Source organism: Roseateles noduli (genome assembly GCF_050626985.1).
Taxonomy (GTDB): domain Bacteria; phylum Pseudomonadota; class Gammaproteobacteria; order Burkholderiales; family Burkholderiaceae_C; genus Roseateles; species Roseateles noduli_A.
The window spans coordinates 2332574-2358335 of record NZ_CP192463.1 but is presented as its reverse complement, the minus strand read 5'-3'; the positions used below and the strand labels follow the sequence as shown (position 1 = coordinate 2358335).

The 25762-nt window shown below is 68.7% G+C and carries 24 protein-coding genes and 1 pseudogene; 13 read left to right on the top strand and 12 right to left on the bottom strand.

Annotated elements, in window-relative coordinates; all coding sequences use genetic code 11:
- Positions 1–2 precede the first annotated feature (2 nt).
- The 6 genes from ACQ4L4_RS10280 to ACQ4L4_RS10255 all read left to right on the top strand — a co-directional run bounded on the left by ACQ4L4_RS10280 (position 3) and on the right by ACQ4L4_RS10255 (position 7215).
- Positions 3–2807 (top strand): DUF4118 domain-containing protein, encoded by a 2805-nt coding sequence (locus ACQ4L4_RS10280; RefSeq protein WP_431104134.1) that lies wholly within the window; start codon positions 3–5, stop codon positions 2805–2807.
- Between the two features lie 7 nt (positions 2808–2814).
- Complete coding sequence (gene kdpE / locus ACQ4L4_RS10275; protein WP_377154173.1) at positions 2815–3522, top strand: two-component system response regulator KdpE; 708 nt, start codon at positions 2815–2817, stop codon at positions 3520–3522.
- Positions 3523–3641: 119 nt separating this feature from the next.
- Complete coding sequence (locus tag ACQ4L4_RS10270; RefSeq protein ID WP_431104132.1) at positions 3642–3914, top strand: hypothetical protein; 273 nt, start codon at positions 3642–3644, stop codon at positions 3912–3914.
- Positions 3915–4006: 92 nt separating this feature from the next.
- Positions 4007–4924, top strand: coding sequence for a hypothetical protein (locus ACQ4L4_RS10265; RefSeq protein WP_431104131.1), 918 nt, complete (start codon positions 4007–4009; stop codon positions 4922–4924).
- Between the two features lie 45 nt (positions 4925–4969).
- Entirely contained in the window at positions 4970–5935 is a 966-nt protein-coding gene (locus tag ACQ4L4_RS10260; RefSeq protein ID WP_431104129.1) for a TIGR03571 family LLM class oxidoreductase, read from the top strand.
- Between the two features lie 353 nt (positions 5936–6288).
- On the top strand, positions 6289–7215 hold the full coding sequence (locus ACQ4L4_RS10255; RefSeq protein WP_431104128.1) for an RNA ligase family protein: 927 nt from the start codon (positions 6289–6291) through the stop codon (positions 7213–7215).
- A 61-nt stretch (positions 7216–7276) separates the two neighbouring features.
- Here ACQ4L4_RS10255 and ACQ4L4_RS10250 read toward each other — a convergent pair whose 3' ends face one another.
- From ACQ4L4_RS10250 to ACQ4L4_RS10225, 6 genes are all read right to left on the bottom strand, one after another.
- The gene (locus tag ACQ4L4_RS10250) at positions 7277–8035 is read right to left on the bottom strand and encodes a glutamine amidotransferase (RefSeq protein WP_431104127.1); all 759 of its coding nucleotides are present in this window, start codon (positions 8033–8035) and stop codon (positions 7277–7279) included.
- Between the two features lie 271 nt (positions 8036–8306).
- Positions 8307–8816: a hypothetical protein gene (locus ACQ4L4_RS10245; RefSeq protein ID WP_431104126.1), complete on the bottom strand. Its 510-nt coding sequence runs from the start codon at positions 8814–8816 to the stop codon at positions 8307–8309.
- Between the two features lie 170 nt (positions 8817–8986).
- On the bottom strand, positions 8987–9475 hold the full coding sequence (locus ACQ4L4_RS10240) for a hypothetical protein (protein WP_431104125.1): 489 nt from the start codon (positions 9473–9475) through the stop codon (positions 8987–8989).
- A 189-nt stretch (positions 9476–9664) separates the two neighbouring features.
- Positions 9665–10384 carry a type 1 glutamine amidotransferase gene (locus tag ACQ4L4_RS10235; RefSeq protein WP_431104124.1) on the bottom strand — a complete coding sequence of 240 codons (720 nt, stop codon included), beginning with the start codon at positions 10382–10384 and terminating at the stop codon, positions 9665–9667.
- 130 nt (positions 10385–10514) lie between these two features.
- Positions 10515–11135 (bottom strand): hypothetical protein, encoded by a 621-nt coding sequence (locus ACQ4L4_RS10230; RefSeq protein ID WP_431104123.1) that lies wholly within the window; start codon positions 11133–11135, stop codon positions 10515–10517.
- Positions 11125–11592: a Panacea domain-containing protein gene (locus ACQ4L4_RS10225; RefSeq protein WP_431104122.1), complete on the bottom strand. Its 468-nt coding sequence runs from the start codon at positions 11590–11592 to the stop codon at positions 11125–11127. The genes ACQ4L4_RS10230 and ACQ4L4_RS10225 overlap by 11 nt, the downstream gene beginning before the upstream one ends.
- 201 nt (positions 11593–11793) lie before the next feature.
- Between ACQ4L4_RS10225 and ACQ4L4_RS10220 the strand changes: the two genes are divergently transcribed.
- From ACQ4L4_RS10220 to clpB, 3 genes are all read left to right on the top strand, one after another.
- The gene (locus ACQ4L4_RS10220) at positions 11794–12291 is read left to right on the top strand and encodes a molybdenum cofactor biosynthesis protein MoaE (RefSeq protein ID WP_431104121.1); all 498 of its coding nucleotides are present in this window, start codon (positions 11794–11796) and stop codon (positions 12289–12291) included.
- The gene (crcB, locus tag ACQ4L4_RS10215) at positions 12288–12674 is read left to right on the top strand and encodes a fluoride efflux transporter CrcB (protein ID WP_431104120.1); all 387 of its coding nucleotides are present in this window, start codon (positions 12288–12290) and stop codon (positions 12672–12674) included. Before ACQ4L4_RS10220 ends, crcB begins: the two co-directional genes overlap by 4 nt.
- A 397-nt stretch (positions 12675–13071) precedes the next feature.
- Positions 13072–15684: an ATP-dependent chaperone ClpB gene (gene clpB / locus ACQ4L4_RS10210; RefSeq protein ID WP_431104119.1), complete on the top strand. Its 2613-nt coding sequence runs from the start codon at positions 13072–13074 to the stop codon at positions 15682–15684.
- A gap of 142 nt (positions 15685–15826) precedes the next feature.
- Here the strand turns inward: clpB and ACQ4L4_RS10205 are convergent, their stop codons facing one another.
- The 3 genes from ACQ4L4_RS10205 to ACQ4L4_RS10195 form a co-directional block, all read right to left on the bottom strand.
- The gene (locus tag ACQ4L4_RS10205; RefSeq protein WP_431104118.1) at positions 15827–16534 is read right to left on the bottom strand and encodes a DUF599 domain-containing protein; all 708 of its coding nucleotides are present in this window, start codon (positions 16532–16534) and stop codon (positions 15827–15829) included.
- Positions 16535–16648: 114 nt separating this feature from the next.
- Positions 16649–17140 (bottom strand): hypothetical protein, encoded by a 492-nt coding sequence (locus ACQ4L4_RS10200; RefSeq protein WP_431104117.1) that lies wholly within the window; start codon positions 17138–17140, stop codon positions 16649–16651.
- Positions 17141–17252: 112 nt separating this feature from the next.
- Entirely contained in the window at positions 17253–17975 is a 723-nt protein-coding gene (locus tag ACQ4L4_RS10195) for a pirin family protein (protein ID WP_377154222.1), read from the bottom strand.
- 131 nt (positions 17976–18106) lie between these two features.
- Between ACQ4L4_RS10195 and ACQ4L4_RS10190 the strand changes: the two genes are divergently transcribed.
- The 4 genes and pseudogenes from ACQ4L4_RS10190 to ACQ4L4_RS10175 all read left to right on the top strand — a co-directional run bounded on the left by ACQ4L4_RS10190 (position 18107) and on the right by ACQ4L4_RS10175 (position 20808).
- Complete coding sequence (locus tag ACQ4L4_RS10190) at positions 18107–19066, top strand: LysR family transcriptional regulator (protein WP_377154224.1); 960 nt, start codon at positions 18107–18109, stop codon at positions 19064–19066.
- The gene (gene gluQRS / locus ACQ4L4_RS10185; RefSeq protein WP_431104116.1) at positions 19066–19998 is read left to right on the top strand and encodes a tRNA glutamyl-Q(34) synthetase GluQRS; all 933 of its coding nucleotides are present in this window, start codon (positions 19066–19068) and stop codon (positions 19996–19998) included. Before ACQ4L4_RS10190 ends, gluQRS begins: the two co-directional genes overlap by 1 nt.
- Positions 19999–20082: 84 nt before the next feature.
- Positions 20083–20427: pseudogene (locus ACQ4L4_RS10180) on the top strand (FKBP-type peptidyl-prolyl cis-trans isomerase); the annotation flags it as partial.
- A 33-nt stretch (positions 20428–20460) separates the two neighbouring features.
- Positions 20461–20808 (top strand): FKBP-type peptidyl-prolyl cis-trans isomerase, encoded by a 348-nt coding sequence (locus ACQ4L4_RS10175; protein ID WP_431104908.1) that lies wholly within the window; start codon positions 20461–20463, stop codon positions 20806–20808.
- Positions 20809–21222: 414 nt separating this feature from the next.
- Here ACQ4L4_RS10175 and ACQ4L4_RS10170 read toward each other — a convergent pair whose 3' ends face one another.
- The 3 genes from ACQ4L4_RS10170 to ACQ4L4_RS10160 all read right to left on the bottom strand — a co-directional run bounded on the left by ACQ4L4_RS10170 (position 21223) and on the right by ACQ4L4_RS10160 (position 25754).
- Positions 21223–21555: a 1-deoxy-D-xylulose-5-phosphate synthase gene (locus tag ACQ4L4_RS10170; RefSeq protein WP_431104115.1), complete on the bottom strand. Its 333-nt coding sequence runs from the start codon at positions 21553–21555 to the stop codon at positions 21223–21225.
- 448 nt (positions 21556–22003) lie between these two features.
- Entirely contained in the window at positions 22004–23071 is a 1068-nt protein-coding gene (mnmH, locus tag ACQ4L4_RS10165) for a tRNA 2-selenouridine(34) synthase MnmH (protein ID WP_431104114.1), read from the bottom strand.
- A gap of 4 nt (positions 23072–23075) precedes the next feature.
- Complete coding sequence (locus tag ACQ4L4_RS10160) at positions 23076–25754, bottom strand: [protein-PII] uridylyltransferase (RefSeq protein ID WP_431104113.1); 2679 nt, start codon at positions 25752–25754, stop codon at positions 23076–23078.
- Between the last annotated feature and the right edge of the window lie 8 nt (positions 25755–25762).

The following is a 25762-nucleotide window of genomic DNA, read 5'->3' as shown; positions in this document are numbered from 1 at the left end:
CCATGCGCAGCCCCACCGACGACCGACCCGACCCCGACGCGCTGCTGGCCCACCTCCAGCGGCAGGAGCAGTCCGAGGGGCGCGGCCGCCTGCGGATCTACTTCGGCGCCTCGGCGGGCGTGGGCAAGACCTTCGCGATGCTGCAGGCGGCGCGGCACCTGGCGGACCAGGGCCGCGCGCCGCTGATCGGCGTCGTCGAGACGCACGGCCGGGCCGACACCGCCGCGCTGCTCGACGGCCTGCCACGGCTGCCGATGCGGCAGGTCGACCACCGCGGCCGCGCGCTGCCGGAGTTCGACCTCGACGGCGCGCTGGCGCGTCTGAAGGACCAGCCGGACGCGCTGATCCTGGTCGACGAACTGGCGCATTCCAACGTCGCCGGATCGCGGCATCCCAAGCGCTGGCAGGACGTCGAGGAACTGCTCGCCAACGGCATCAGCGTCTACACGACGGTCAACGTCCAGCACCTGGAGAGCCTCAACGACGTCGTCGGCGGCATCACCGGCGTGCGGGTGCAGGAGACGCTGCCCGACACCTTCTTCGACCGCGCCGACGAGGTGGTGCTGGTCGACACGCCGGCCGACGAGCTGCTCGCGCGGCTGAAGGCCGGCAAGGTCTACCAGGGCGCGCAGGCGGAGCGCGCCGGCCAGCACTTCTTCCGCAAGGGCAACCTGATGGCGCTGCGCGAGCTCGCGCTGCGCCGCACGGCCGACCGCGTCGAGGACGACGTGCAGGCCTGGCGCAGCAACGAGCGCATCGCGCCGGTGTGGAAGACCGAGGCCGCGATCCTCTGCGCGATCGGGCCCGGCGACGAGGCCGAATCGGTCGTGCGCAGCGCCGCGCAGCTCGCGCAGCAGCTGGCGGTGAGCTGGCACGCGGTCTACGTCGAGACGCCGGCGCTGCACCGCCTGCCCGACGCGCGCCGCGAGCGGTCCCTGCGCGCGGTGCGGCTGGCGCAGGACCTCGGCGCCACGACGGCGGTGCTGGCCGCGCAGGATCCCGCACAGGCGCTGGCCGAGTACGCGCGCGAGCACAACCTGTCCAAGCTGCTGATGGGGCGGGGCGCGCCTTCGCCGCGGCGCTGGGGCAGCCGCGACCTGGCGGCGCACCTCGGGCGCGCGGCGCCGGAGCTGGACCTGATCCAGGTCGGCGCGTCGGCGACGCAGCGCAGCAACGAGGACGACCCCGGCCCGACCTTCGGCGCCGCGCCGCGGCGCTACGTCTGGGCGACGCTGGCCTGCGTCGGCGTGGCCGCGGTCTGCTGGCCGCTGTCGCATCGCATCGCCAACGACAACATCGTCATGCTGTTCCTGCTCGGCGTGGTGGGCGTCGCCATGCGCTGGGGGCGCGGACCGGCCGTGCTGGCCAGCTTCCTCAGCGTCGCGCTGTTCGACTTCCTCTTTGTTGCCCCGCGGCTGAGCCTGGCGGTCAGCGACGTGCAATACGTGATCACCTTCGTCGTGATGCTGGCGGTCGGCCTGATCACCGGTCAGCTGACGGCGGGACTGCGCTATGAGGCGCGCGTGTCGTCGGAGCGCGAGGCGAGGGCGCGCGGCCTGTTCGAGCTGACCCGCGAACTCGCCGGCGCGCTGCAGACCGAGCAGGTCGTCGCGACGGCGGAGCAGCAGCTCGCGTTGCAGTTCGGCGGACGGGCGCTGCTGCATGTGCTCGACGACGACGACCGCCTGCAGCCGTCGCCGACGGAGGAGACCCTGGCCGTCGGCGATCGCTCCGATGCCGGCACCGCGCGCTGGGCGCTGGATCACGAGCAGGCGGCCGGCCTGGGCACGGACACGCTGCCGGGCAGCCAATGGTTCTATCTGCCGCTGCGCGCGCCGATGCGCACGCGCGGTGTGCTCGCGCTGCGCCCCGGCGACGCGCAGACGCTGATGCTGCCGGAGCGCCGCGCGCAGCTGGAGACGGCCGCGCGCATCGCGGGGCAGGCGCTGGAGCGCGTGCACTACGTCGAGGTCGCGCAGCAGGCGCTGCTGCAGATCGAATCGGAGCGGCTGCGCAACTCGCTGCTGTCGGCGCTGTCGCATGACCTGCGCACGCCGCTGGCCGCGCTGCAGGGGCTGGCCGAGACGCTGGCCAAGCGCGATCTGGACCCCGGCGCGGCCGAGACCGCGCAGGCGATCGAGCAGCAGTCGCTGCGCATCAACGCGATGGTGCACAACCTGCTGGACATGGCCCGGCTGCAGAGCGGCGCGCTCAAGCTCAACCGGCAGTGGCAGCCGGTGGACGAAGTCATCGGCAGCAGCCTGCAGCTGATGGGTACGGCGCTGGCGCGGCATCGCGTGGTGCTGGACGTGCCGGCGACCCTGCCGCTGGTGGAACTGGACGCGGTGCTCATCGAGCGCGTGCTGGCCAACCTGCTGGAGAACGCCGCGAAGTACACGCCGCCGGGCAGCGAGATCCGCGTGATCGCGCGCACGCACGGCGCGGGCGATGCGGGCGACTTGAGCGTCTTGAGCGGCTCGCACCGGTCGAGCGGCTTGAACGTCGACGGCGACGTCGTCGCCGGCCGGGGCGAGATGCGCCTGTCCGTCGAGGACAACGGCCCCGGCCTGCCGCCCGGTCGCGAAGAGGCGCTGTTCGAGAAATTCACGCGCGGCCACAGCGAGTCGCACCTGCCCGGCGTGGGGCTGGGGCTGGCGATCTGCCGTGCCATCATGCAGGCCCACGGCGGTCGCATCTGGGCGGAGCGCGCGACGCCGCAGGGCGGGGCGCGTTTCAGCCTGGCGCTGCCGCTGGGCGAGCCGCCGGCGCTGCCGGCGTTCGAGGAAGACAGGGAACTCCAACCGTGAGTCAATCGTGAGCGAATCGCCGCTGAGCGTCGTCCCCGTGGCGCTGATCGTCGAGGACGAACCGAACATCCGCCGCTTCGTGCGCCTGGCCCTGGAGGGCGAGGGCTGGTCCGTGCACGAGACCGGCACCTTGCGCCAGGGCCTGATCGACGCGGGGACGCGGCGGCCGGATCTGGTCATCCTCGACCTGGGCCTGCCGGACGGCGACGGCCAGGACTTCCTGCGCGACCTGCGCGCGTGGTCGGCGGTGCCGGTGATCGTGCTGTCGGCGCGCGGCGCCGAGGACGACAAGATCGCGGCCCTCGACCACGGCGCCGACGACTACCTGAGCAAGCCGTTCGGCGTCGGCGAGCTGATGGCGCGCGTGCGCGTCGCGCTGCGGCGCAGCCAGGCGCGATCCGGCGAGCAGCAGGACCCGGTCTTCCGCTTCGGCGACGTCGAGATCGACCTGGCCGCGCGCCGCGTGCGCCGTGCCGCCGAGGACGTGCACCTCACGCCGATCGAGTACCGCCTGCTCAGCCACCTGATCGGCAACGCCGGCAAGGTGCTGACGCACCGCCAGCTGCTGAAGGCGGTGTGGGGGCCGTCGCAGGTGGAGCAGAACCACTACCTGCGCGTCTACATGGGCAACCTGCGCCAGAAGCTCGAGGCGGAACCGGCCAGTCCGAAGCACCTGCTGACGGAGACCGGGGTCGGGTATCGCCTGATGCCCTGAGCGACGCAAACCACATGCCCGCGCACGAAGCGCGCGTCGCCTGTAGCATTGGCCGCACGCCCGCATCGGGGCGCTGGACCGACCCTTCCGGTCGGCTCCGCTCAACAAGGAGACATCTCATGATCCAACAGGCTCAGGTTGAACTCGCCAAGACCTTCTTCGAGCAGTCGAAGAAGGCGTTCGAACAGAACTACGCCGCGTGGAGCACCGTGCTCTCATCGCAGAAGGCCATCCTGGAATCGATGCGCGCAGGCGGCCCGCCCTTCGACGTCGCCGCCGACCAGTTCCAGAAGCTGATCGATTTCCACGAGCAGCAGTTCCGCGTCACCTCCGACTTCATGACCAAGCTGCAGGCGGACTACGTCAAGGTGGTGCAGCAGAAGACCAAGTGAACGGATCGAGCGCGTGAGCGCTCGAACACCATCCGTGGAGCGAACTGCGGCGGGTGTCGTTCGACTACGGGATCTCCATTGCAGGAGATCCCATGCGCATTCCAGTTTCATCTCTCGAGGTCGTCGGGCACCGCGTCGGCGAACCGGTGGATCGTGCGCCCGCCGCAGATGTCGCCGCGGATGTCGCCGTGGTGGACGTCGCTTACGGCGGGCTGCCTTTCAAGGTCCGCGCCACCCATGATGCTGCGGTCGCCGAGCGATTGCGAAGGCAGTTCGCCGGACGCGCTCACCGGCGTTTTGCCCAGATCCTGCAAGGCCAGCCCGCCGGCCCTTTGAGGACGTACGGCGCCTGCGCGCAAGATGCGAAGGCGACAGAGTCGGCCAGCGGGGAAGCGCTGCGACAGGTGCATCTTGCGCTCTACAACCGCAGCTTCGGAGCGCTCAAGTCGGACAACAAGATGAGGTTGGGGGAGGCGCCGCCGATCTTTCCGAGGGAGTGTTATTCGGAAGCCACCAGCTTCGGCTACTCGCGGGTCGCCGCCGTGGCTCACTCGGCCAGCGTCTGGCGGGCCACCGCCCACAACTGCACCGAGCTGGCGATCGCTGCACAGGACGTGCTGGCGCATCGCCGTCCCGAGCTCCCGACCAGCCTCGTCATGCTCGCGGGAGCGCATTCCCTGGCCGTGATCGGAGCCCTCGACGCGGAGACAGCGTCCCGCCCCATGGCGACCTGGCCGCCGCATCTCCAGGTCTGCGACCCCTGGGCCAATCTCAACTGCCGCGCCTGCGACTACCCCCGCTTTTTCACCGAAAAGATGGAGCAATGGGCAGCGGGCAGGAAGCTGATCCGTGAGGGGAGCGATTGGCACCCTGCGAATGACAAGGCGTGGCTCGACATCGTGAACCAGGCCCCGCAGGTGCTTGCGCGCCTCACCCATCGGAACGGGCAGTTCAGGAACGTGCTGCTGCAGAGCAGTGGCAGCTCACAGGAGCGGGATACTGGCATCTGAGGCGATGGCGATGGCGCTGGCGATCTCCGCAACAGCGACGATGCCATGGATCGAATGAACTCTTCCCCGTTCTCCTTTCCGTTCAACCGCGCGCATGCTTGCGTCTTTCGGCCCGGCCGGCTCACGGTCGGGCTGATGACGCCCGTCGACGCCAACCCCGACCGGATGGCCGACGTCGGCGAGGCGCTCGCGCTGGCCGCGCTCGCGGATCGGCTCGGCTTCGCGGCGCTGTGGACGCGGGACGTCCCGCTGATGGTGCCTCAGGGCAGCGACAACACGGCGAGCGCGCTCGACGATCCCTTCCTGTGGCTCGGCGCACTCGCCGGCGCGACGCGTGACATCGCCGTCGGCGCCGCGGCGATCGTGCTGCCGCTGCGGCACCCGCTGCATGTGGCGAAGGCCGCGCTGTCGCTGGACCGGCTCAGCGGCGGGCGCTTCATCCTCGGCATGGGATCGGGCGACCGGCCCGCGGAGTTCGCGGCCTTCGGCGAAGACCTGGAGCAGCGCGCGGAGACCTTCCGCAGTCGCTGGGCCACGGTGCGCGCGGCGCTCTCGCCCGACGCGGACGAGCGCGCCGCGGTGGTCGCCGCGACCGGCGGCTTCGAGGTGCAGCCCGCCCCGGCGCGACGGATCCCGATGATCGTCGTGGGCTCGGCGCGGCAGTCGCTGCAATGGACCGCGACGCACGCGGACGCGTGGGCGACCTATCACCGCGAGGAAGCGCGACAGGAAGGCCGCATCGAGCTGTGGCAACGCGCGCTCGAACAGAAGGGTGTCGGCGCCAAGCCGTTCGTGCAGTCGGTGCAGTTGGAGCTGCTCGCCGATCCGGATGCGGCCCCGGAGCCGCTCGAGCTCGGCCTGCGCACGGGTCGCAACGCATTGATCGGATATCTGCGGCGTCTGCAGACCATGGGTGTGGCCCATGTGCTGTTCAACCTCGGACGCGGACGTCCGGCGCGTGAAGTGATCGAGGAACTCGGCAGCGCGGTGTTGCCTGAACTCGATCGTTGAACCCGACGAGCACCTCTGGGTCGTCCCCGATCCGGGTGTCGGATCGATGCATCAACGACGCCCGGCGCGGGTTGACGCGACGAACCCCGCGTTGAAGAATCGCGCCTACGCCGGACGGCTCCGTCCTTGCGTGCATCAACCTCTTCACTCTTCCGGAGGTGCCCCCATGAAGACCCCGACCTTCCCCCTTCGCTGATCGCCGACGGCTGTCCGGATCCTTCCGTATTCCTGCCGCGATGCCTCTGACCGGTCCACCTTCGGACCTGCATCGCTCGCGCCTCTTCCGCTCTCCGTCGGTCTCCTGACCTCACCAGGACCTCCGCGCGCCAACAACGCGGGAGGCCGACGGATTCATGCATCTGACCTCCTTGCCGCTGCCGCAGATCCTGCGTGCGCGGGACCCTGCGGGCCTTCGCCCGCTGCCCTCCGATCTCTCCGGCGCCGACTTGCCGATCGCAGCCCTGACGGGGCGGCACGTGCGCATCGAAACGCTGATCGACGGCGCTGCCGCCGATCTCTCCTTTGATCCCCGCGGCAAATTGATGCTGCGGGCCGGTGGCCGCCCGCTGGCCGGTGGCTTCGGCGAACGTCCCTTCATCCCGATGAAGATCTGGGCGATGGCCCATGAGCAGCGTCTGCTCGAGCGGCTCGGCGACCGCTACGAACTGCACGGCGTGTGGAGTTACTCCATGCGCCGCGTCTGGTACGACCGGCTGCCTCACTACTTCCACGCGACGGAGGTGCTCGACCGCGCGACGGGGCGCTGCCTGACGGCGTCGCGGCGAGAGGCCCTGCTCGCCGGCTCCCCCGTCCTGTCGGTGCCGGTCCTGTACGCCGGACCGATGCCGACTCAATCGCAGTGGCTGGAGACGCTGATGCGACGCCCGGTCGCGCGGTCCGCCGGATGGCGGCGCGCATTCGAGACCGCCGCTTTGCGCGAGGCGCTGCCGGCGGACCTGTGGCAATCGCGTCTTGGTGGGGACATCCGTCCAGCGGAACTCCTTGTCACCCTCGAAGAAGCGCACGGCGTGGTCGCCCGCTTCCGGCTGAGCGCGGGCGACGACGCTCCCGCCGATCCGAGGGTGCCGGCGGCGGCCAAGCCGACCCGTGCGCCGTTGGCGCCGATGGGCGCGCTGTTGCCCAACGCGCTGGCGCCGGGCGCGGACCTCTTCGCCGCGGAACCGACCGTCACCTGGCGGGACGTCGGCGTGAAGTCGCTGCGGTCGCTCGGCGCGTTGAAGGCGATGGCGGTCGAGGCCGCGGAACAACGCTGCGCTTGAAGCCCGTGGAGAACGGGGTCGAGACGTCGACCCGCATCGGGTCGGTCGATCGGGACCTCGTCTATTGCCCGACAGATGGAGGCCAGTCCGCCATCCAGCGGTCGACGACCGCGCCGAGCGCGGCGCGCAAACCCGTGCCATGCGTGGCGGCGTCGCGCCGCAGCACGTCGAGCGGCACGCGCGCCTGCGCGAGTTCGCCGGCGTGGCCGATCAGCCATTGCTCCAGGCGCGCGGGATCGCTTTCCAGATGGAACTGCAGCGCGAGCGCGAAGCCCTCGATCGCGAAGGCCTGGTTCGGACACAGCGGCGTGGTGGCGAGGCTCGTCGCGCCTGCCGGGATCTCGAACTGGTCGCCATGCCAGTGCAGCACGGGTTGGTCGACCACGCCCCTCGCACCGCTCGCACCGCTTGCGAGCGGCGCGAGCGCGGAGTCGCGGCCGGACTCGGTGAGCGTCAGCGGCGCGAAGCCGATCTCCTTGCGGCCATGCACCATCGGCCGCACGTCGGCGCCCAGCGCCCGCGCCATCAGTTGCGCGCCGAGGCAGATCCCGAGCAGCGGCCGCCGCGAATCGAGGCGTCGGCGGATGAGCGCGATCTCGTCGTCCAGGTAGGGATAGAGCGCGTCGTCGTAGGCGCCGATCGGGCCGCCGAGCACGACCAGCAGATCGACCGCATCGAGGTCCACGTCGCGCAGATCATCGACACCTGCGTCCCGCGTGAGGAAGCGCTCGAAGCCGCGCTCGGCCAGCACGGGCTGCAGCAGGCCGAGGTCTTCGAAAGCCAGATGGCGGACGGCAAGGACGGTCTTGGGCGTGGACATCGGAATGACGCGACGGGCGCGCGAGGAGGTGAGGACGGGCGCAGTATCCGCGCCCGCCACGCCCGTCACCGTTCAGGACGCATCCGATCGTCCAGCCGATGCGTCCAATCGTCCATGGGCCCGTCCGTCAATTCGACAACTCGTCCCTTCGCCGTCCCTTCGTTCCTTCGTCGATTCATCGATTCATCGATTCGTCGATTCGTCGATTCGCGCTGCGCTGCGCTGCCCGACGGGAATTCCAGGTCCGGACCGGGAGGTGATCCGGATCGGATCAGGCGGGATGCGGCTGCCGTCCCGCCGAGGGGCCCTTGCGGATGCGCCAGGCCTGCACGGCCATCAGGATCACGAAGAGCAGGAACACGGCCCCGATCGCCTTCTGCAGCGCCGGGTCGTCGGGGCCGGTGAACAGCGGGGCGCCGACCGGCACGCGGGTGAAGGTCTCGTTCAGGCCGGGGATCATGTGGCAGAACAGCGTGAAGCTGTAGCCCAGCGTCTCCGCATACGGCGAGAGGCCGCCAAGGAAGCGCGTGCGGTGCGCCGCGACGGCGACGGCCAAGGTGACCAGCGTGACGATGGCCAGCACGTGCGCGATGTTGAAGCCGCCGTGGCGGAAGATGCCGAACGCCGTCAGGCAGGTCACGACGGTGCACCAGAGGTAGGTGCGGCCGAGCGTGGACTGGCCCTCGATGCGGCCGGTCCGGAAGATCAATGCGTAGCCGGCCACCAGGGCCACCAGTGCGAACGCCGTGTGGACGGCGCCGAGGAGGGTCAGACCGAACATGTGTGCTCCCTGCTGAGCCGCGTCGCCGCGGCGGGGCGGAGCGCGGCGCGCTCCTGCGGACACCTTAGGGGGTGCCTGGGGGCGCGCGCATCGGTCGGATGGGGGAGGACTCGGGGCGGGGTTTCCCGGGGGCGATCCCCCGCAGGACACGGCGCCGCCCGGCCGCCGGTTCAATCGATCTCACTCTGGCGATATCGGCGAGCGGGGAGCTCCGGCCCGTTGCCGCGACCGACATCGCCAACGACGCCGAGTCGCCCCGTATTTCGCAGGGCAGCGCCCTCGAAGACGCCCCCATGGCGACGCGTGTCGTCAACCCGCGGGGGCCGCGCCGGCCACAACGTCGCGAGACGATCTTCGCTCGGCGTGGCCGTGGCATACGCGCCGGACGCGCGGTTCGGGATGTTGGGAAGAACGCCGTTGCCTGCAGGCAGCGCGGCGAGGCCCGACGGCAGGTGGGTGGCTGGCGCATTTTCCGGTCGCAGCGGGTCGTTCTGCCCGTTGGCGACTCGGCCTTGCTCGCCGGGCACCTGGTCGGACCGCAACCCGGCTGCCTCCCGTTGCTCCCACGGTGTCCGACGCTCGGTTTCGGCCTGCTGGTGCGGGGCCATGTCCTGGTAGTCGGACAGGGAGCTGTAGTCGGTGGTGCGGCTGGTTTTCATTGATGATTTCCTGCTGGTTGATGACACGCGTGCGTCACTCATGGGCGGCGGCGCACGGGGTCAGTGGAAATCCATCGACGTTGATTCGACCGCTGTCCCGTCGGAGGAATCAATTCCGATCAGGCCGGTCGGATGCCACAGGGGAGTGGTGCAGATACTCGACCGCCATGCGAAGAAGACCGGTCAGGATCAGGCGGCGCGTGCGCGACCGAAGACGGGTGGCCGATCCAGTTGTCCGATCCAGTGTCGATAGACGCTCGTCGCCGCGCCGCGCAGGCGCGCGAGGCGCTCGGGCAGGGCGGCCAGGATCTCGGCCTCGCTCTGCACCGTCACGCCGCGTCCGCGGCTCAGCTCTTCGCGTCCTTGTGCGCACCAGTCGCGCAGGCTTTGCTCGGTCACTTCCAGGTGGCTCTGGAGTCCGATGTGCGGGCCCAGCGAGAACCCCTTGTTCAGGCAGTTCGAGCCGAACAGCGTCCGTGTCGCGCCGGCCGGGATCTGGAAGCTGTCGTAGTGCCAGTTGAAGCTGAGCAGGCGATCCTCGCCGCCGAACAGTCCGCGCGCGGCGGGCGTGATCCACAGCTCGCGCCAGCCGATGTCGGGCCGCGGATTGCGGGCCACGCCCGCGCCCATGGCGCGCGCCAGCTGCTGCGCGCCGAAGCAGTGGCCTAGGATCGGGCGGCTATGCCGCAGCGCGTCGATCAGCAGGGCCTGCTCCGCCCGGATCCAGGGCGTGCCGTCGTTGACGCCGTGATCGCTGCCCAGCAGCACCAGGCCGCTGAACGCGCCCGCCGTCCGCGGCAGGGTGTCGCCCAGGTCGGGCCGCAACAGATGCACCGGCACGTCGTGCGCGCGCAGGCACTGGAGCAGGTAGCCCGGACCTTGCGCGGGTTCGTGCTGGAGGATCAACACCGGTCTCATGCGAAGGGGCGCGGCATGCGCGCCGTTGTTGCGGTGGGATCAGCGTAGGGTGCCGGACATCAAGGTGAAGGCAAGACCCGGCCCTCGTGTCTCAAGAATGCATCAAGAGCCTGGGCCAGCATCATTTCTCGGCCCAGACCGACAGGAGTTCCTCGAACTCTCGCGCCAGACGGTTGTTCTCGGCGACCAGGGCCGCGTTCTCATCTTTTAGGCGGAGCAACTGCTCGTGAGAGCCGGTCTTGATCTGCATCACATCGCGAGGGCCGCGAATCCGTTGGTTGCCGGGATAGAGGTTGTGCGCCGGGTCGAACCAGACCAAGTTGAAGGCTGTATTCCATAGGAACCCGTGCAGGCGCCCCTGGTTCTTGCCCATGCTGACCTCAAAGGCCTGTTGAACGACATGGAGCGCGTCCTGCTCTGGGTCCAGAGAACCCTGTTCCCTGCTCAGCATCGTGGCGATGCGGGCAACGATACGTCGTGGAAATGCGTCGCGGCTGCCAGTGTCCGTCTTGAAGATCGCTTTGCACCCGAGGCCGGGAATATGCCGCTTCGACATCTGCTCAACCGTGCAGGTCTGGATGGTCTGAAGGCAAGTGAATAGGCGCACGTAGAACTCGGCGTCGAATCCATGCAGGAAGAACAGGTCCGTCTCCCAGTCAATGAACTCGAATGACACGCGCAGGAGCGGCGGCTTCTGTTTGTAGGTGGCGGCTCGATCGAATCGAGGGAAGCTATCGTTCATCTTCGGGGAGCTGCGTGAGGAAGTACTTCCGCATGGCATCCTTGCTGATGAGTTCGCGGCTGCCCATGTTTTCCGGCAGGCCATTGCGCGCATCGAGCCAGGGAGCCTCGTTGTGGGTCATGTTCGACAAGGCTGCCCCGTCGAACCGGCCAAAGGCGGCAACGACTTCTCTCACGGTCTGATAGCCCGGAGCGTCCTCCAGCGGCGTGTTCCACTGCGCATCGATGGGGTGCCATTGAAGACTCCCATACTTGGCGTGAAGCTCCGCAATGGTGGGGCCGTTCTGACGCGCCTCGAAGTCTTCCGGAAACAGTGCGCGACCCTCCGCCAAGCTGTAACCCTGGGCGTAGTAGCAGAGCTTCTGCAGCTTGTTGGGGGAGGGGCTTTCGTCGAAATACTTGCGATGGCATTCGATGATCAGTCGGTGGACGGCGTCCAGTTGCGGTGAGATCGACATGAGGCTTCCTTGAAGGCTGGAACTGCAGATCTTGAGAGCTGTTGCCTCCATTCGAAATGGCCTGTGCTGGTGCAATCCAATCGTCCACACACTGATGTCGATGGCGACGCCCACTTGAATCGGTGGGTGAGCGGGCCTGCGGACGTCGGGCGCGGTCGACGCAGCGCCCGAGGCCTGATGGCGCAATGCCACAATCTCGGAATGAACTCGCAGTCCCCGCGCGCACCGCGCGTCTCCGTCCAGACCGCCGACTTCGACCTCAGCGCCGAGACGCTGGCGCTGCGCGCCGAGGACGGCGGCGTCGGCGCGGTGGTGAGCTTCGTCGGCACGGTGCGCGACGGCGCGGACGGCACGCCCGTGTCGCTGATGGAACTCGAGCACTACCCGGGCATGACCGAGGCCGCCATCGAGGCCATGATCGACGAGGCCTTCCGGCGCTTCGACATCCGCGGCGCGCGGGTCATCCATCGCGTCGGGGCGCTGCGGCCGCGTGACCAGATCGTGCTGGTGCTCGTGAGCTCGCGCCACCGCGGCCAGGCCTTCCAGGCCTGCGAGTTCCTGATGGATTACTTGAAGACGCAGGCGCCGTTCTGGAAGAAGGAACACGGACCGGACGGCGCCCGCTGGGTGGACGCGCGTGTCGCCGACGACGAGGCGCTTGCGCGATGGGGCATCAACGTGGAGGGGAATGGTCGATGAGCTGGATGCAAGTGGCGGCGGTGTCCGTCGGAGCCTCGGGCGGCGCGCTCGCGCGCTGGGGCGCGGGGTTGATGCTGAACACGAAGTGGCAGGGTTTTCCGCTCGGCACATTGGCCGTCAACATCGTGGGGGGCTTCCTCATCGGCATGGCGCTGGAGTGGTTCGGGCGCTATCCCAACGACATGCTCAAGCTGCTGCTGGTCACCGGCTTCCTCGGCGGCCTCACGACCTTCTCGTCCTTCTCCGGCGAATCGCTGTCGCTGCTGCAGCGCGGCGAGTTCCTGATGGCGCTCTCGCACTCCGCCGCGCATGTCCTCGGCTCGCTGACTGCCGCCGCGGCCGGGCTCAAGGTGATGCAGATGCTGACGCAATCCCTCGCATGAAATGAATGGCCCCCGCCCCCTGGGGGCGGGTGGGGGTGGGGTGGCTGCGCCCCGCCCGCTTGGAGGGCGGGGATGGGGTGGGAGCAAATGGCCTCCCCCCGAAAGGGATCCGCGGGCGGATCCCTCGCCCGCTTGGAGGGCGGGGATGGGGTGGGAGCAAATGGCCTCCCCCGAAAGGGATCCGCGGGCGGATCCCTCGCCCGCTTGGAGGGCGGGGATGGGGTGGGAGCTCACGGTAAAGAGCAGGGGTGAACCGCAGAGGCGATCGAAGGAGAGGGTGTCCCCATCGCTCCTCCGGTAGCCGTCGCCACGTTGGGCATCCTCCTTGCCGCGTTCCGCAGCGTCTTGAAATATGGGGACACACTCCCCACTTCGGTCGCAACGGAGGTTATTTCCCATGCGAGTCGACAAGCTCACCACGAAGTTTCAGGAAGCGCTGGCCGAGGCCCAAAGCCTGGCGGTGACGCGCGAGAACCCCTACATCGAACCCGTCCACGTGCTGGCCGCGATGCTGGCCCAGGACGAGGGCCCGAAGGCGCTGCTGGAGCGCGCCGGCGTGAAGGTCCCGGCGCTCAAGAGCGCGCTGGACGGCATCCTCGGCGGCCTGCCGCAGGTGCAGGGCGAGGGCCAGCAGGTCCAGCCCAGCCGCGACCTGATCGGTCTGCTCCAGAACGCGGAGAAGGAAGCCTCCAAGCGCGGCGACCACTTCATCGCCAGCGAGATGTTCCTGCTGTCCCTGGCCGACGCCAAGAGCGACCTGGCCGGCATCGTGCGCGGCCACGGCCTCACCCGCAAGGCGCTGGAGACGGCGGTCGAAGCCGTGCGCGGCGGCCAGAAGGTCGACAGCCAGGAATCCGAAGGCCAGCGCGAGGCGCTGAAGAAGTACACCCTGGACCTGACCGAGCGCGCCCGCGCCGGCAAGCTCGACCCGGTGATCGGCCGCGACGACGAGATCCGCCGCGCCATCCAGGTGCTGCAGCGCCGCACGAAGAACAACCCCGTGCTCATCGGCGAACCCGGCGTCGGCAAGACCGCCATCGTCGAAGGCCTGGCCCAGCGCATCGTCAACGAGGAAGTGCCGGAAAGCCTGAAGGGCAAGCGGGTGCTGTCGCTGGACATGGCCGGCCTGCTCGCGGGCGCCAAGTTCCGCGGCGAATTCGAGGAACGCCTGAAGTCGGTGCTCAAGGAAGTCGCCGCCGATGAGGGCCGCATCATCCTGTTCATCGACGAGATCCACACCATGGTCGGCGCCGGCAAGGCCGAGGGCGCCATGGACGCCGGCAACATGCTCAAGCCCGCGCTCGCGCGCGGCGAGCTGCATTGCATCGGCGCGACCACGCTCGACGAGTACCGCAAGTACGTCGAGAAGGACGCCGCGCTGGAGCGCCGCTTCCAGAAGGTGCTGGTCGACGAGCCCACCGTCGAGGCCACCATCGCCATCCTGCGCGGCCTGCAGGAGAAGTACGAGGTCCACCACGGCGTCGAGATCACCGACCCGGCCATCGTCGCCGCGGCCGAGCTCTCGCACCGCTACATCACCGACCGCTTCCTGCCCGACAAGGCCATCGACCTGATCGACGAGGCCGCGGCCAAGATCAAGATCGAGATCGACTCCAAGCCCGAGGTGATGGACCGGCTCGACCGCCGCATGATCCAGCTCAAGATCGAGCGCGAGGCCGTGCGCAAGGAGACCGACGAGGGCTCCCAGCGGCGCTTCTCGCTGATCGAGGAAGAGCTGCTCAAGCTCCAGCGCGAGTACAACGACCTGGAAGAGATCTGGACTACCGAGAAGGCGCAGGCCCAGGGCTCCGCGCACGTCAAGGAAGAGATCGACCGCATCAAGTTCCAGATCGAGGAACTCAAGCGCAAGGGCGACTTCAACAAGGTCGCCGAGCTGCAGTACGGCAAGCTGCCCGACCTGGAGAAGCGCCTGAACGAGGCGCAGGCCAAGGAGATGGGCAAGGCCAAGGACAAGAGCCAGCCGCAGCTGCTGCGCACGATGGTCGGCGCCGAGGAGATCGCCGAGGTGGTCGCCCGCGCCACCGGCATCCCCGTGGCCAAGCTCATGCAGGGTGAGCGCGACAAGCTGCTGCAGATGGAAGAGAAGCTGCATGAGCGCGTCGTCGGCCAGGACGAGGCGATCGTCGCGGTCGCGGACGCGATCCGGCGCTCGCGCGCGGGGCTGTCCGATCCGGACAAGCCGCTGGGCAGCTTCCTGTTCCTCGGCCCGACCGGCGTCGGCAAGACCGAGCTGTGCAAGGCGCTGGCGGGCTTCCTGTTCGACAGCGAGGACCACATGATCCGCATCGACATGAGCGAGTTCATGGAGAAGCACTCCGTGAGCCGCCTGATCGGCGCGCCTCCCGGCTACGTCGGCTACGACGAGGGCGGTTACCTGACCGAGGCCGTGCGCCGCAAGCCCTACAGCGTGCTGCTGCTCGACGAGGTCGAGAAGGCGCACCCGGACGTGTTCAACGTGCTGCTGCAGGTGCTGGACGACGGCCGCCTGACCGACGGCCAGGGCCGCACGGTCGACTTCAAGAACTGCGTGATCGTGATGACGTCCAACCTGGGCTCGCAGCACATCATGGCGCTGCAGGGCGAGTCCGACGAGGTGATCCGCGACGCGGTGTGGGGCGAGGTCAAGGCGCATTTCCGGCCCGAGTTCCTCAACCGCATCGACGAGACCGTGATCTTCCATGCGCTGGGCGCGGACCACATCAAGTCGATCGCGCGGATCCAGCTGCGTCAGCTCGAACAGCGGCTCGACAAGCTGGAGATGAAGCTCGACGTCAGCGAGGAGGCGCTCGCCGAGCTGGCCAAGGTCGGCTTCGATCCGGTCTTCGGGGCGCGGCCGCTCAAGCGCGCGATCCAGCAGCGGATCGAGAACCCGCTGTCCAAGCTGATCCTGCAGGGCCGCTTCGGTCCGAAGGACGTGATCCCGGTGAGCGTCGAAACCTCACCCGCCGGAGAACCCGGCGAGTTCAGCTTCGGACGCGTCGTCCACTAAGCCCGCAGCCCCGCTTTGGGCGCACCGCGTCGTTGCAAATCCTCGCCATAGCTGGGCTATGGCTCCGGTTTGCGCCTAGCGGTGCATCCCAAATCGGGGCCGCGTGCTTCGTGGACCTGATCAGGGGCGCAGAGACCCTTTTTCAGCGGAGTTTTTCGAGGACTTCCGATCTGAACTCGCGCTGGTACAGCACGTAGAGCACGCCGGCCGTGGACAGGGCCAGCGCCCAGGGCGAGAAGAACCAGGCCACGACGGGGAACGCGAGGTAGTAGCCGCGCAAGCCGTCGTTGAAGGCCTCGGCCGCCATGCCGACGACCGCGCCGGCGCGGTCGGCGAATTCCTCCCGCGCATCTGGCCCGAGTTGCGCGAACTGGCCCGCCTCCGGCGCGGACGCCACCAGCAGCGCGCCGAAGGTGTACTGCCGCATGCTCCAGGTGAAGCGGAAGAAGGCGTACACGAAGATGCCGGTCAGCAGCGCGAGCTTGATGTCGAAGACCAGCGTGCTCGTCTTGACCGCGAACGGCAGTCCCAGCACCAGGGCGCTGGTCTGCTCGCTCGCGCCCAGCGCGGCCAGCAGGCCGCCGATGATCAGGATGGTCGTGGAGGCGAAGAAGGACGGGCTCGACAGCAGCGCCTGACTGACCGCGCCGTCCAGCACCCGCATCTCACGGTAGGTCAGCTGCAGCATCCACTGGCACCGCACGCGGTTGGTGATGGCCAGCAGCGAGCCGCGCCCGTCCGCATGGCGCTTGGAGAACTGGGCATAGCCGATCCAGGCCAGGAAGAACAGGCCCAGCGAGGCCCAATCGAGCAGCGGCAGCGCGGCCAGCAGTTGTCGAAGCGATTGCATCGCGCGAGTGTAGAGGCGCCCTGCGAGCGCCAAGAGGCGCTTCACGGAGGCGCTCCCAGGGCGCGGTGCCAGGGCCAGCGCCAAGGCCGCGCTCAGTCGGCGTTCAGTCGGCGTTCAGGCGGCGCGCTTGCGACGCACGGCGTCGGGCAGGATTGCGGAACCCGCGTCGTCGAGCGCGACGCCGCCCGCATCGGCGATCGCGGCCCAGTGGGGCCAGCAGGGCTCGAGCAGCGCGATGGCGGCGTGCAGAAGGGCCGTTGCCGCCGCGGCGCTCAGCCCGCGGATCACCGCGACGACGAAGCTGCCCTGCGCCTCGTCCGGTATCGACATCGGCAGCGCGACGTCGATCGCCTGGCAGTTGGTGCACTCGTACTGGCCGGTCGAGGGATCGAACAGGATCTCGACCACGTGCCTGGACGTGGCGACCCGGGCGTACACCAGCGGTGCGTACTGCCCGCGCTGGCGGACGCGGATGCCGTGGTCCTCGGGCCAGTCGGCGAGGCCCGTCAACTGGCGGATCAGCGACGGCAAGGCGGCCGGGAGGGCCGCACCGACGGGATCAGCCGTGAGGGGGGGCATCGGGAAGGTCAGGGCGCCGGGCTTCATCCGCAATCTCCATCCGTCGGCGGCCCGCCGCGGCATGCGACGGGTCCGCCTCTCGGAGTGAAGCGACGAAGTGCCGGGCCCGGGCGGGCAGGTTCACACCCGCCCGCCGGGCTCAGACCGGCAGGTCGAACACCAGCACCTCGGCGTCCTGGCCGGCTTCGACCGTCACGCCCGCCTCCTTGGCCAACTGGAGCGCGTCGCCGGCGCCCAGCGCTTCGCCGTTCACGGTCGCCTGCCCGCGCACGACGTGCACGTAGGCGATGCGGTCCGCGGCCAGCGGCAGCTCGGCGCGTTCATCGCCGTTGAACAGTCCGGCGTAGAGCCGCGCATCCTGGTGGATGGACACCGAGTCCTGCGCGCCGTCCGGCGAAGCGACCAGCCGCAGCTTGCCGCGCTTGTCGGCGTCGGCGAAGTGCTTCTGCTCGTAGCCCGGCGTCACGCCCTGGCGGTCCGGCATGATCCAGATCTGCAGGAAGTGGGTCTGGCCGTCCTTCGAGTGGTTGAACTCGCTGTGCCGCACGCCGGTGCCGGCGCTCATCCGCTGCACGTCGCCGGGACGGATCACGCCCGCGTTGGCGCCGCCGGGCGTGCCGTTGCCCATGCTGTCCTGGTGCGCCAGCTCGCCGCTGAGCACGTAGCTGATGATCTCCATGTCGCGGTGGCCGTGCGTGCCGAAGCCGGTGCCGCCGGCGATGCGGTCCTCGTTGATGACGCGCAGCGGGCCGAAGCCCATCCGGCGCGGGTTGTGATAGTCCGCGAACGAGAAGCTGTGGAAGCTCTTGAGCCAGCCGTGGTCGGCGTAGCCGCGATCCGAGGACTTGATGACTTCACGCATGTCGATGCTCCTTGTGTGGCCCCCCGGTGTGGTGGAGAGGGCCTGCTGGTTGGCGATGGACTCACTGTAGGGAAGCAGGCCTCTGCCGAGGGGGAGGGGGCTTGAAGCCAGCATTCAAATAAGATGAAGGAATGGCTCAACAAGACAAACGACGGGTGCTGACGCCGGAAGCGCTGGCGATGATGGACAGCATCGCGCGCAGCGGCAGCTTCGCCGCGGCGGCGCGGGAGATGGGCAAGGTGCCGTCGGCGCTGACCTACTCGGTGCGCCAGCTCGAGGACGCGCTGGACGTGCTGCTGTTCGACCGCAGTTCGCGCCAGGCGGTGCTGACGGCGGCCGGGCACGAGCTGCTGACCGAAGGTCGCCGGCTGCTGCAGGAGATGGATGCGGTCGCGAACCGCGTCAAGCGCGTCGCCACGGGATGGGAGAGCGAACTCACCATCGCCTTCGACGATGCGATCGCGCGGCGCGCGATCTTCGACCTGATGGAGGCCTTCTATCTCCAGGCCGAGGACGGCAAGCCGCCGCCGACGCGCCTGAAGCTGCGCACCGAGGTGCTGTCGGGGACCTGGGAGGCGCTGATCTCGGGCCAGGCGGATCTGGCGATCGGCACCAGCGCGCAGCCGCCGGGCAGCTCGGTCGTCTGCGAGGTGCTCGGGCCGATGGAGATGGTGTTCTGCGTCGCGCCGCATCACCCCTTGGCGGGGTTCGAGGGGGTGTTGACCTCGGCCGAGATCGCGCGGCATCGCATCGTCGCCGTGGCGGACACGGCGCGCAGCCTTGCGCCGATGACCGTCGGCGTGGTGCCCGGGCAGGAGGTGCTGACCGTGCCGTCGATGGCGATCAAGCTCGAGGCGCTGTTGCGCGGCCTGGGCGTGGGTTCGCTGCCGACGCCGATGGTGCGGCGGCATGTGGACGCGGGGCGACTGGTCCAGAAGGAGACCTTCCAGGGCAAGCGCATCTCGCCCATGCACTACGCGTGGCGCAACGGCCATCGGCCGGCCAAGGCGCTGGCCTGGTGGCTGGACCGGCTCCGGAGCGAGACGACGCGGCGCTCGCTGATCGAGCAGCACGAGGGCCTGCTGCTGTGATGCTGGCGGACCGAACGGCGGACCGGGCGGTGGGCCGAGGCTACGTCGGCCGGTTCGCGCCGTCGCCCACGGGGCCCTTGCATGAGGGCTCGCTGGTCGCGGCATTGGCGAGCTGGCTGGATGCCCGCGCCCATGGCGGCCGGTGGCTGATCCGGATCGAGGACGTCGACCGGCCGCGCTGTCCGGCGGGTACCGATGCCGTGGTGCTGTCGCAGCTCGCCCAGGTCCGACTACTGCCGGACGAGCCGCCGATCTGGCAGTCGAAGCGCGATGCGGCCTACCAGGCCGCGTTGGATCGGCTGATCGCCGCAGGCTGGGCCTACCCGTGCGGATGCTCGCGCAAGGACATCGCCGAAGCGATCGCCGCCCAGGGCGGCCAGCGGGAGCGGCATGGGGAACTCGTCTATCCGGGCACCTGCCGGCACGGGCTGCACGGCAAGCCCGCGCGGGCGTGGCGGCTGCGGAGCACGTCGACCGTCGATGGCGACACATCCCTGCGCATCGACTGGCGGGACCGCCGCCTCGGCGGGCAGTCCCAGGACCTGACCGACGAGGTCGGCGACTTCGTCCTCCAGCGCGCGGACGGGCTCTGGGCGTATCAACTGGCGGTCGTCGTCGATGACGGCTGGCAGGGCATCACCGACGTCGTCCGCGGCGAGGACCTCGCCGACAACACGCCCCGGCAGATCCGGCTGCAGGAATTGCTCGGCCTGCCCCGGCCCCGGTATCTGCACACGCCGCTGGTGCTGGGCGAGAACGGCGAGAAGCTCTCCAAGCAGAACGGCGCCCAGGCCCTCGACCTGGGCGACCCGCTTGCCAGATTGCAGCGTGCCGGCGCTCGACTCGGGTTGCCGGCGCTAGAGGCGCGGACGGTGCCCGAGTGGCTCGCCCGCGCCGTGGCGGCGTGGCATGTACGGCAGCGCCCGGTGTAGGGACCTTCGGCGGCTGGCATGATCACGCCTTTGCGTTTCGGGACGCGAACCAGCGTCCCCCTTTTCCCTTTCAAGGAACCTTCGATGAAGACGACCGACAGCGGCCTGCAATACGACGACACCACCGCCGGTACCGGCGCGACCGCCCGCGCCGGCCAGGACGTGAAAGTGCACTACACCGGCTGGCTCTTCAAGGACGGCGAGAAGGGCACCAAGTTCGACTCCAGCAAGGACCGCGGCGAACCGTTCGAGTTCGAACTCGACGGCGGCATGGTCATCAAGGGCTGGGATGAAGGCGTCCAGGGCATGCAGGTCGGCGGCACGCGCGTGCTCGTCATCCCGCCGCAGCTCGGGTATGGCGCGCGCGGCGCCGGCGGTGTGATCCCGCCCAACGCGACGCTGATGTTCGAGGTGGAATTGCTCGGCGTGTCCGGCGGCGCGGAAGCCATCGAGCTGAACAAGCTGGCGACCACCGCCAGCGGACTCCAGTTCGAAGACGTCAAGGAAGGCGAGGGCGCTGTCGCCGAAGCCGGCAAGCGCGTCACCGTCCACTACACCGGGTGGCTCTACAAGGACGGGCAGCGAGGCCGCAAGTTCGATTCCTCCAAGGATCGGCGGGATCCGTTCCGCTTCCACCTGGGCGCTGGGGAAGTCATCAAGGGCTGGGATGACGGCGTCCAAGGGATGAAGGTCGGGGGGACCCGATTCCTCGTCATTCCTTCGGAACTGGGCTACGGCGCTTACGGCGCCGGCGGTGTGATTCCGCCGCATGCAACGCTGCTGTTTGAAGTGGAATTGCTGGCTGTTTGATCGGGTGAGGGGATCGGCCGATCGGCTGATCGGCTGATTCTTGATCGGCCGGTCGGCTGAACTTTCCGCTCCCTGCACCCCGCCGGGTCTCGGCCCGGCAGCCGAGTCCCTTTGTCAGCCGACAAAGGAACCAAAACGGCTCTGACGACGCTCATATGCGCTCGCTGTGTGGCCGTCGTCGCTCTCACGCTACGCTCGCGAGACTCCTCCAACGATGCCCTCAAACGGCCACCACCGGAGTCCTCGCACCGCCTCTCTCTACAGGCTTGCTCGCTTCGCTCGTCGCGCCAGCCACTCAACGCGGTCCGCATCCGCCTTGCACGCTCGCCCCTAGCGGGGTCTCGCAACGTCTCACCGCTCGGCAGTCACCGTTCGACTGCTCACCGTTCGGCGGCTCACGTTCGACTGTCTGGTTCAGAGGTCGTCCAGGTTTCGGCGTTTCGGCGGCCGCTCGTGTCCGCGTATCGCGGTCCAGTACTCGTCCCAGACATCGGCATCGACCGCAGGTCGTTGATGGGTCGCGTAGAGACTGTCCTGTCCATCCTTGCGCGGACCGGAGATCCAGTAGATGTCGCCCGTTTCCACGTCGAAGTAATTCGACTTGAAGCCTTGGCCCTTCTGACTCTGGAATGACCTGCCGTCGTAGTACAGCGTCGCGCCGGTCTTCGAGAACGTGACGCGACCAATGCGTGCTGGCCCAGTGAGTCCACCACTCTTCGACTCGATGTACATGATCCGTTGCTTCATGACGCCTCCCCGCTGACGCCATCGGAGCGTCACCAGCCAGTCTCGCACCATCGATGGCGGATGCCATTCATCACACCACGACTCGACGGCAGCGGCAACCGCAACGGCCACCGCCACGACCACCGCCACGACAACGACAGAGGACTGCTTCGCTGCGAGACCCCGCTAGGGGCGAGCGTGCAAGGCGGATGCGGACCGCGTTGAGTGGCTGGCGCGACGAGCGAAGCGAGCAAGCCTGTAGAGAGAGGTGGTGCGAGGGCTCCGGTGGTGGTCGTTTGAGGGCATCGTTGGAGGAGTCTCGCGAGCGTTAGCGTGAGAGCGACGACGGCCACACAGCGAGCGCATATGAGCGTCGTCAGAGCCGTTTTGGTTCCTTTGTCGGCTGACAAAGGGACTCGGCAGCCGGGCCGAGACCCGGCGGGCTCTCACGCGGTGAGGAAGCCTGACATCACGCGCGAGCCAACGCGATGACTTCTTGAGCGGCCTTGCCGGTTTCTCCCCCGCTACCGTCGAGCATGGTGACCCGCGGCGCATTGGCGAGTTGCGGAAAGTGGTTGGTGAGCGATCGTTCGTAACCGGGGTCGTAGTGGTCCCGCATGAGTTCCCCGAAGACTTCCGCCCACTGTCCGCTGAGTGCCATGTCTTGCCACCGCCCCACGCGTTCCCGGCCGCGCAGCGCGACCAACCCTCCGATGAGCGAGTTGAACGCCTGCGGATCCGCCTTGAAGTGGGCGTAGTCTTCCAGCAGCAGTTGCACCCGCCCTGGGTCGGCCATGTCGATCCAGACGCAGCGCCCGTGCTGCCTCAATCGCAGATGAAGCGGTTCGGGCAACTGCACGCCGCCGATCTTGCGGCTCTCGCTTTCGACGAACACCGGCCGTGACGGATCGAGTTTCACCATCGTCTGCCACAACGCCGTATCGAAGGCCTTCTGACTGGGCTGCGGCCGATCGGGCAGTGCGCCCAGCACCGAGCCGCGATGGCGCGCGATGGCCTCCAGGTCCAGCACCTGCTCGCCGCTGGCAGCAAGCGCCTGCAGCAGCCGCGTCTTGCCCGATCCCGTCCGCCCGCACAGCACGACGAAGTCGAATCTCGCCGGCTGCTCCGCCAGGGTCTTGATCACCTCGCCGCGGAAGGCCTTGTAGCCCCCCACCAACTGCAGCGACTTGAACCCGATCTGGTTCAGGAACCAGTTCATCGCGCCGGACCGCTGGCCGCCGCGCCAGCAGTAGACCAGCGGCTGCCAATGCTTGCGCATCAGCGGCCGGTTGGCATCGAGATGGTTGGCGATGTTGCGCGCGACGATCGCCGCGCCGAGCTTGCGCGCTTCCAGCGGATCCTGCCGGTAGAGCGTACCGACGATGCGCCGCTCGTCGTTGTCGAGCACGGGCCAGTTGAGGGCGCCGGGCAGGTGGTCTTCCTCGAACTCCCCGGGCGACCGCACGTCGATCACGCTGCTGAACCCATCGAGCCGGGCGAAGGCCTCGGCCGACGGGATCACGTGGTACTGGCTCATCGCCTCACTGCACCGCGAGCGCGTCCAGCAGTTCGGTTTCGATCTGCAGCTGCATCCTGTTCTGCTGCAGCGCCGCGCCGTCGAGCAGGAACGTGTCTTCGACGCGCTCGCCGAGGGTCGAGACCTTGGCGAGCTGCAGGTTGATCCCATGCCGCGCCAGCACCCGCGCGATGGCGTACAGCAGACCCGCGCGGTCGGTGGCGCTGACGGACAGGAGCCAGCGTTGCGCGCGTTCATCGGGCCGCAGCGCGATGCGCGGCGTGAAGGGGAAGCTCTTCACGCGCCGCGAGAGCCGGCCCTTGCGGGGCTCGGGCAGCGGCCCCGGGGCGACCAGCGCCTGGCCGAGCTTGGACTCGACCAGCGCGGTCAGGTCGCGGTGGTGCAGATCGAGCTCGGGCGCGATCACCTGGAAGGTGTCGAGCGCGTAACCGCTGCGCGTCGTGTGGACCTTGGCGTCGAGGATGTTGAAGCCGGCGCTGTCGAAATAGCCGCAGATCCGCGCGAACAGGTCCTGCTGGTCCTTCGCGTAGACCAGCACCTGCAGGCCTTCGCCGACCGGCGACGGCCGCGAGTGGACCACGGGCACGGTGCTCTCGACATGCCGCCACAGCGCCCGCGCATGCCAGGCGAGGTCGGGCGCGTCATGACGCGCGAAGTAGCTCAGGTCCAGCGTCTTCCACAACGCGTCCTCGGTGCCCGGCAACTGCGCCTTGAGCGCCAGTTCCTGCCGCGCTTCCTGCTTGCGCGCCTCGATCTCGGCGGCCATATTCAGCTTCGCGCCGCCCAGCGCGCGCAGCGTCAGCCGGTAGAGGTCCTCGAGCAGCTTGCCCTTCCACGCGTTCCAGACCTTGGGTCCGGTCCCCCGGATGTCGGCCACCGTCAGCAGGTAGAGCGCCGTCAGCGTGCGCTCGTCCTTGACGAGCCGGGCGAAGTGCTGGATGACCTCGGGATCCGACAGGTCCTCCTTCTGCGCGACGCGCGACATCGTCAGGTGGTGCTCGACGAGGAACACGACCAGCGCCGCGTCCGCCTTCGGCAGCCCGTGCGCGCGGCAGAAGCGTTTGGCCTCGGCCGCGCCGAGGTCGGAATGATCCCCGCCGCGACCCTTGGCGATGTCGTGGAACAGCGCCGCGACATAAAGCGCCGACGGCCGGTCGAACTGCGCCGCCAGCTGCGAGCAGAACGGGTACTCGTGCGTGTGCTCGGGGATGAAGAAGCGCCGGATGTTGCGCAGCACCATCAGGATGTGCTGGTCCACCGTGTAGACGTGGAACAGGTCGTGCTGCATCTGCCCGACGATGCGCCGGAACACCCACAGGTAGCGGCCCAGCACCGAGGTCTGGTTCATCAGCCGGAAGGCGTGCGTCTGGCCCTGCGGCTCCTCCAGGATGCGCATGAACATCGCACGATTGGCCGGATCGCGCCGGAACGCGCTGTTCATCTGTCCGCGCGCGTTGTAGAGCGCGCGCAGCGTCTTCGCCGACAGTCCCTTGATGCCCGGGGTCTGCTGGTAGATCAGGAAGGTCTCGAGGATCGCGTGCGGCTCGCGCTCGTAGAGATCGTCGCTCGCGATCTCCAACATGCCGCTGCGTTCCAGGAAGCGCTCGTCCACCGGCCGCAGCTCCTTGCCGAGGGTGCCGTTGATCTGTTCTTCCAGGTTCAGCAGCGTGATCTGGTTCAACTGGGTGACCGCCTTGGCCGCCCAGTAGTAGCGGCGCATCAGCTTCTCGGACGCCCGCAACGAGCGCGTCGACTCGTAGCCGAAGCGTTCCGCCACCGAGGTCTGGAGGTCGAAGACCAGCCGGTCCTCGCGCCGCTTCGCCGCCAGGTGCAACTGGCAGCGGATGCTCTTGAGCACGCCCTCATTGCGCTGGAGCTGCCGCGCCTCGAAGGGCGTGATCAGGCCTTTGGCGGCCAGCTGGGGCCAGGTCTTGCCCAGTCCGGCCCCTCGCGCGATCCAGATCAGCACCTGCAGGTCGCGCAGACCGCCGGGGCTTTCCTTGATGTTGGGTTCGAGCGCGTACGGAGTCTCTTCGTACTTGGTGTGGCGCTGGCGCATCTCCAGCGTCTTGGCGCGCATGAACGCGCGCGGATCGACGGCTGCGCGGAAGGCCTGGTCGAAGCGCTTGACCAGCGGCCGGGCGCCCGCCAGCCAGCGGGACTCCAGCAGCGCAGTCTGGATCGTGACGTCGCCGGCGGCCTCGTCCAGGCATTCCTTGACCGAGCGCACCGAGGAGCCGATCTCCAGCCCGATGTCCCAGCAGGCGGTGATGAAGGCCTCGATCGCGTGCTTGAGCGGACCGGGCTGGTCGGATGTGACGCCGTCCGGCAAGGTGTCGGGCAGCAGCAGCAGGACGTCGACGTCCGAATGCGGGAACAGCTCGCCACGTCCGTAGCCGCCGACCGCGACCAGGGCGGCTTCGGGCGCCGCCGCGGCGATGCCCGATTGCGTCCACAAGGCCTGCAGCGTGCCGTCGACGTGTTTGGCCAGCAGCCGCATCAGGCGCGCTGCCGCGGACACGCTGGCCTTGGCGGCCGCGAAGTCGTCCAGCAGAAGCTGCTTGCCGGTCTTGAAGTGCTGGCGCAGTTCGGCGACCGACAGGGCGGCGGACGGGACGTTCGACGGAACGCTCGACGCGACGTCTGAAGAAACGCCGACCTCGCCGGGCGTCCTGGCGTTCATGGGCGACC

Bases quoted from the DNA above. Each gene is read 5' to 3' on its own strand.
- mnmH (WP_431104114.1), bottom strand. From the start codon at position 23,071: ATGAGCCAGTACCACGTGATCCCGTCGGCCGAGGCCTTCGCCCGGCTC.
- ACQ4L4_RS10225 (WP_431104122.1), bottom strand. From the start codon at position 11,592: ATGTCGATCTCACCGCAACTGGACGCCGTCCACCGACTGATCATCGAA.
- ACQ4L4_RS10205 (WP_431104118.1), bottom strand. From the start codon at position 16,534: ATGCAATCGCTTCGACAACTGCTGGCCGCGCTGCCGCTGCTCGATTGG.
- ACQ4L4_RS10270 (WP_431104132.1), top strand. From the start codon at position 3,642: ATGATCCAACAGGCTCAGGTTGAACTCGCCAAGACCTTCTTCGAGCAG.
- ACQ4L4_RS10220 (WP_431104121.1), top strand. From the start codon at position 11,794: ATGAACTCGCAGTCCCCGCGCGCACCGCGCGTCTCCGTCCAGACCGCC.
- ACQ4L4_RS10170 (WP_431104115.1), bottom strand. From the start codon at position 21,555: ATGAAGCAACGGATCATGTACATCGAGTCGAAGAGTGGTGGACTCACT.
- crcB (WP_431104120.1), top strand. From the start codon at position 12,288: ATGAGCTGGATGCAAGTGGCGGCGGTGTCCGTCGGAGCCTCGGGCGGC.
- gluQRS (WP_431104116.1), top strand. From the start codon at position 19,066: ATGCTGGCGGACCGAACGGCGGACCGGGCGGTGGGCCGAGGCTACGTC.
- ACQ4L4_RS10240 (WP_431104125.1), bottom strand. From the start codon at position 9,475: ATGAAAACCAGCCGCACCACCGACTACAGCTCCCTGTCCGACTACCAG.
- ACQ4L4_RS10200 (WP_431104117.1), bottom strand. From the start codon at position 17,140: ATGAAGCCCGGCGCCCTGACCTTCCCGATGCCCCCCCTCACGGCTGAT.
- ACQ4L4_RS10280 (WP_431104134.1), top strand. From the start codon at position 3: ATGCGCAGCCCCACCGACGACCGACCCGACCCCGACGCGCTGCTGGCC.
- ACQ4L4_RS10255 (WP_431104128.1), top strand. From the start codon at position 6,289: ATGCATCTGACCTCCTTGCCGCTGCCGCAGATCCTGCGTGCGCGGGAC.
- ACQ4L4_RS10245 (WP_431104126.1), bottom strand. From the start codon at position 8,816: ATGTTCGGTCTGACCCTCCTCGGCGCCGTCCACACGGCGTTCGCACTG.
- ACQ4L4_RS10160 (WP_431104113.1), bottom strand. From the start codon at position 25,754: ATGAACGCCAGGACGCCCGGCGAGGTCGGCGTTTCTTCAGACGTCGCG.
- clpB (WP_431104119.1), top strand. From the start codon at position 13,072: ATGCGAGTCGACAAGCTCACCACGAAGTTTCAGGAAGCGCTGGCCGAG.
- ACQ4L4_RS10265 (WP_431104131.1), top strand. From the start codon at position 4,007: ATGCGCATTCCAGTTTCATCTCTCGAGGTCGTCGGGCACCGCGTCGGC.
- ACQ4L4_RS10195 (WP_377154222.1), bottom strand. From the start codon at position 17,975: ATGCGTGAAGTCATCAAGTCCTCGGATCGCGGCTACGCCGACCACGGC.
- ACQ4L4_RS10230 (WP_431104123.1), bottom strand. From the start codon at position 11,135: ATGAACGATAGCTTCCCTCGATTCGATCGAGCCGCCACCTACAAACAG.
- ACQ4L4_RS10260 (WP_431104129.1), top strand. From the start codon at position 4,970: ATGGATCGAATGAACTCTTCCCCGTTCTCCTTTCCGTTCAACCGCGCG.
- ACQ4L4_RS10250 (WP_431104127.1), bottom strand. From the start codon at position 8,035: ATGTCCACGCCCAAGACCGTCCTTGCCGTCCGCCATCTGGCTTTCGAA.
- ACQ4L4_RS10190 (WP_377154224.1), top strand. From the start codon at position 18,107: ATGGCTCAACAAGACAAACGACGGGTGCTGACGCCGGAAGCGCTGGCG.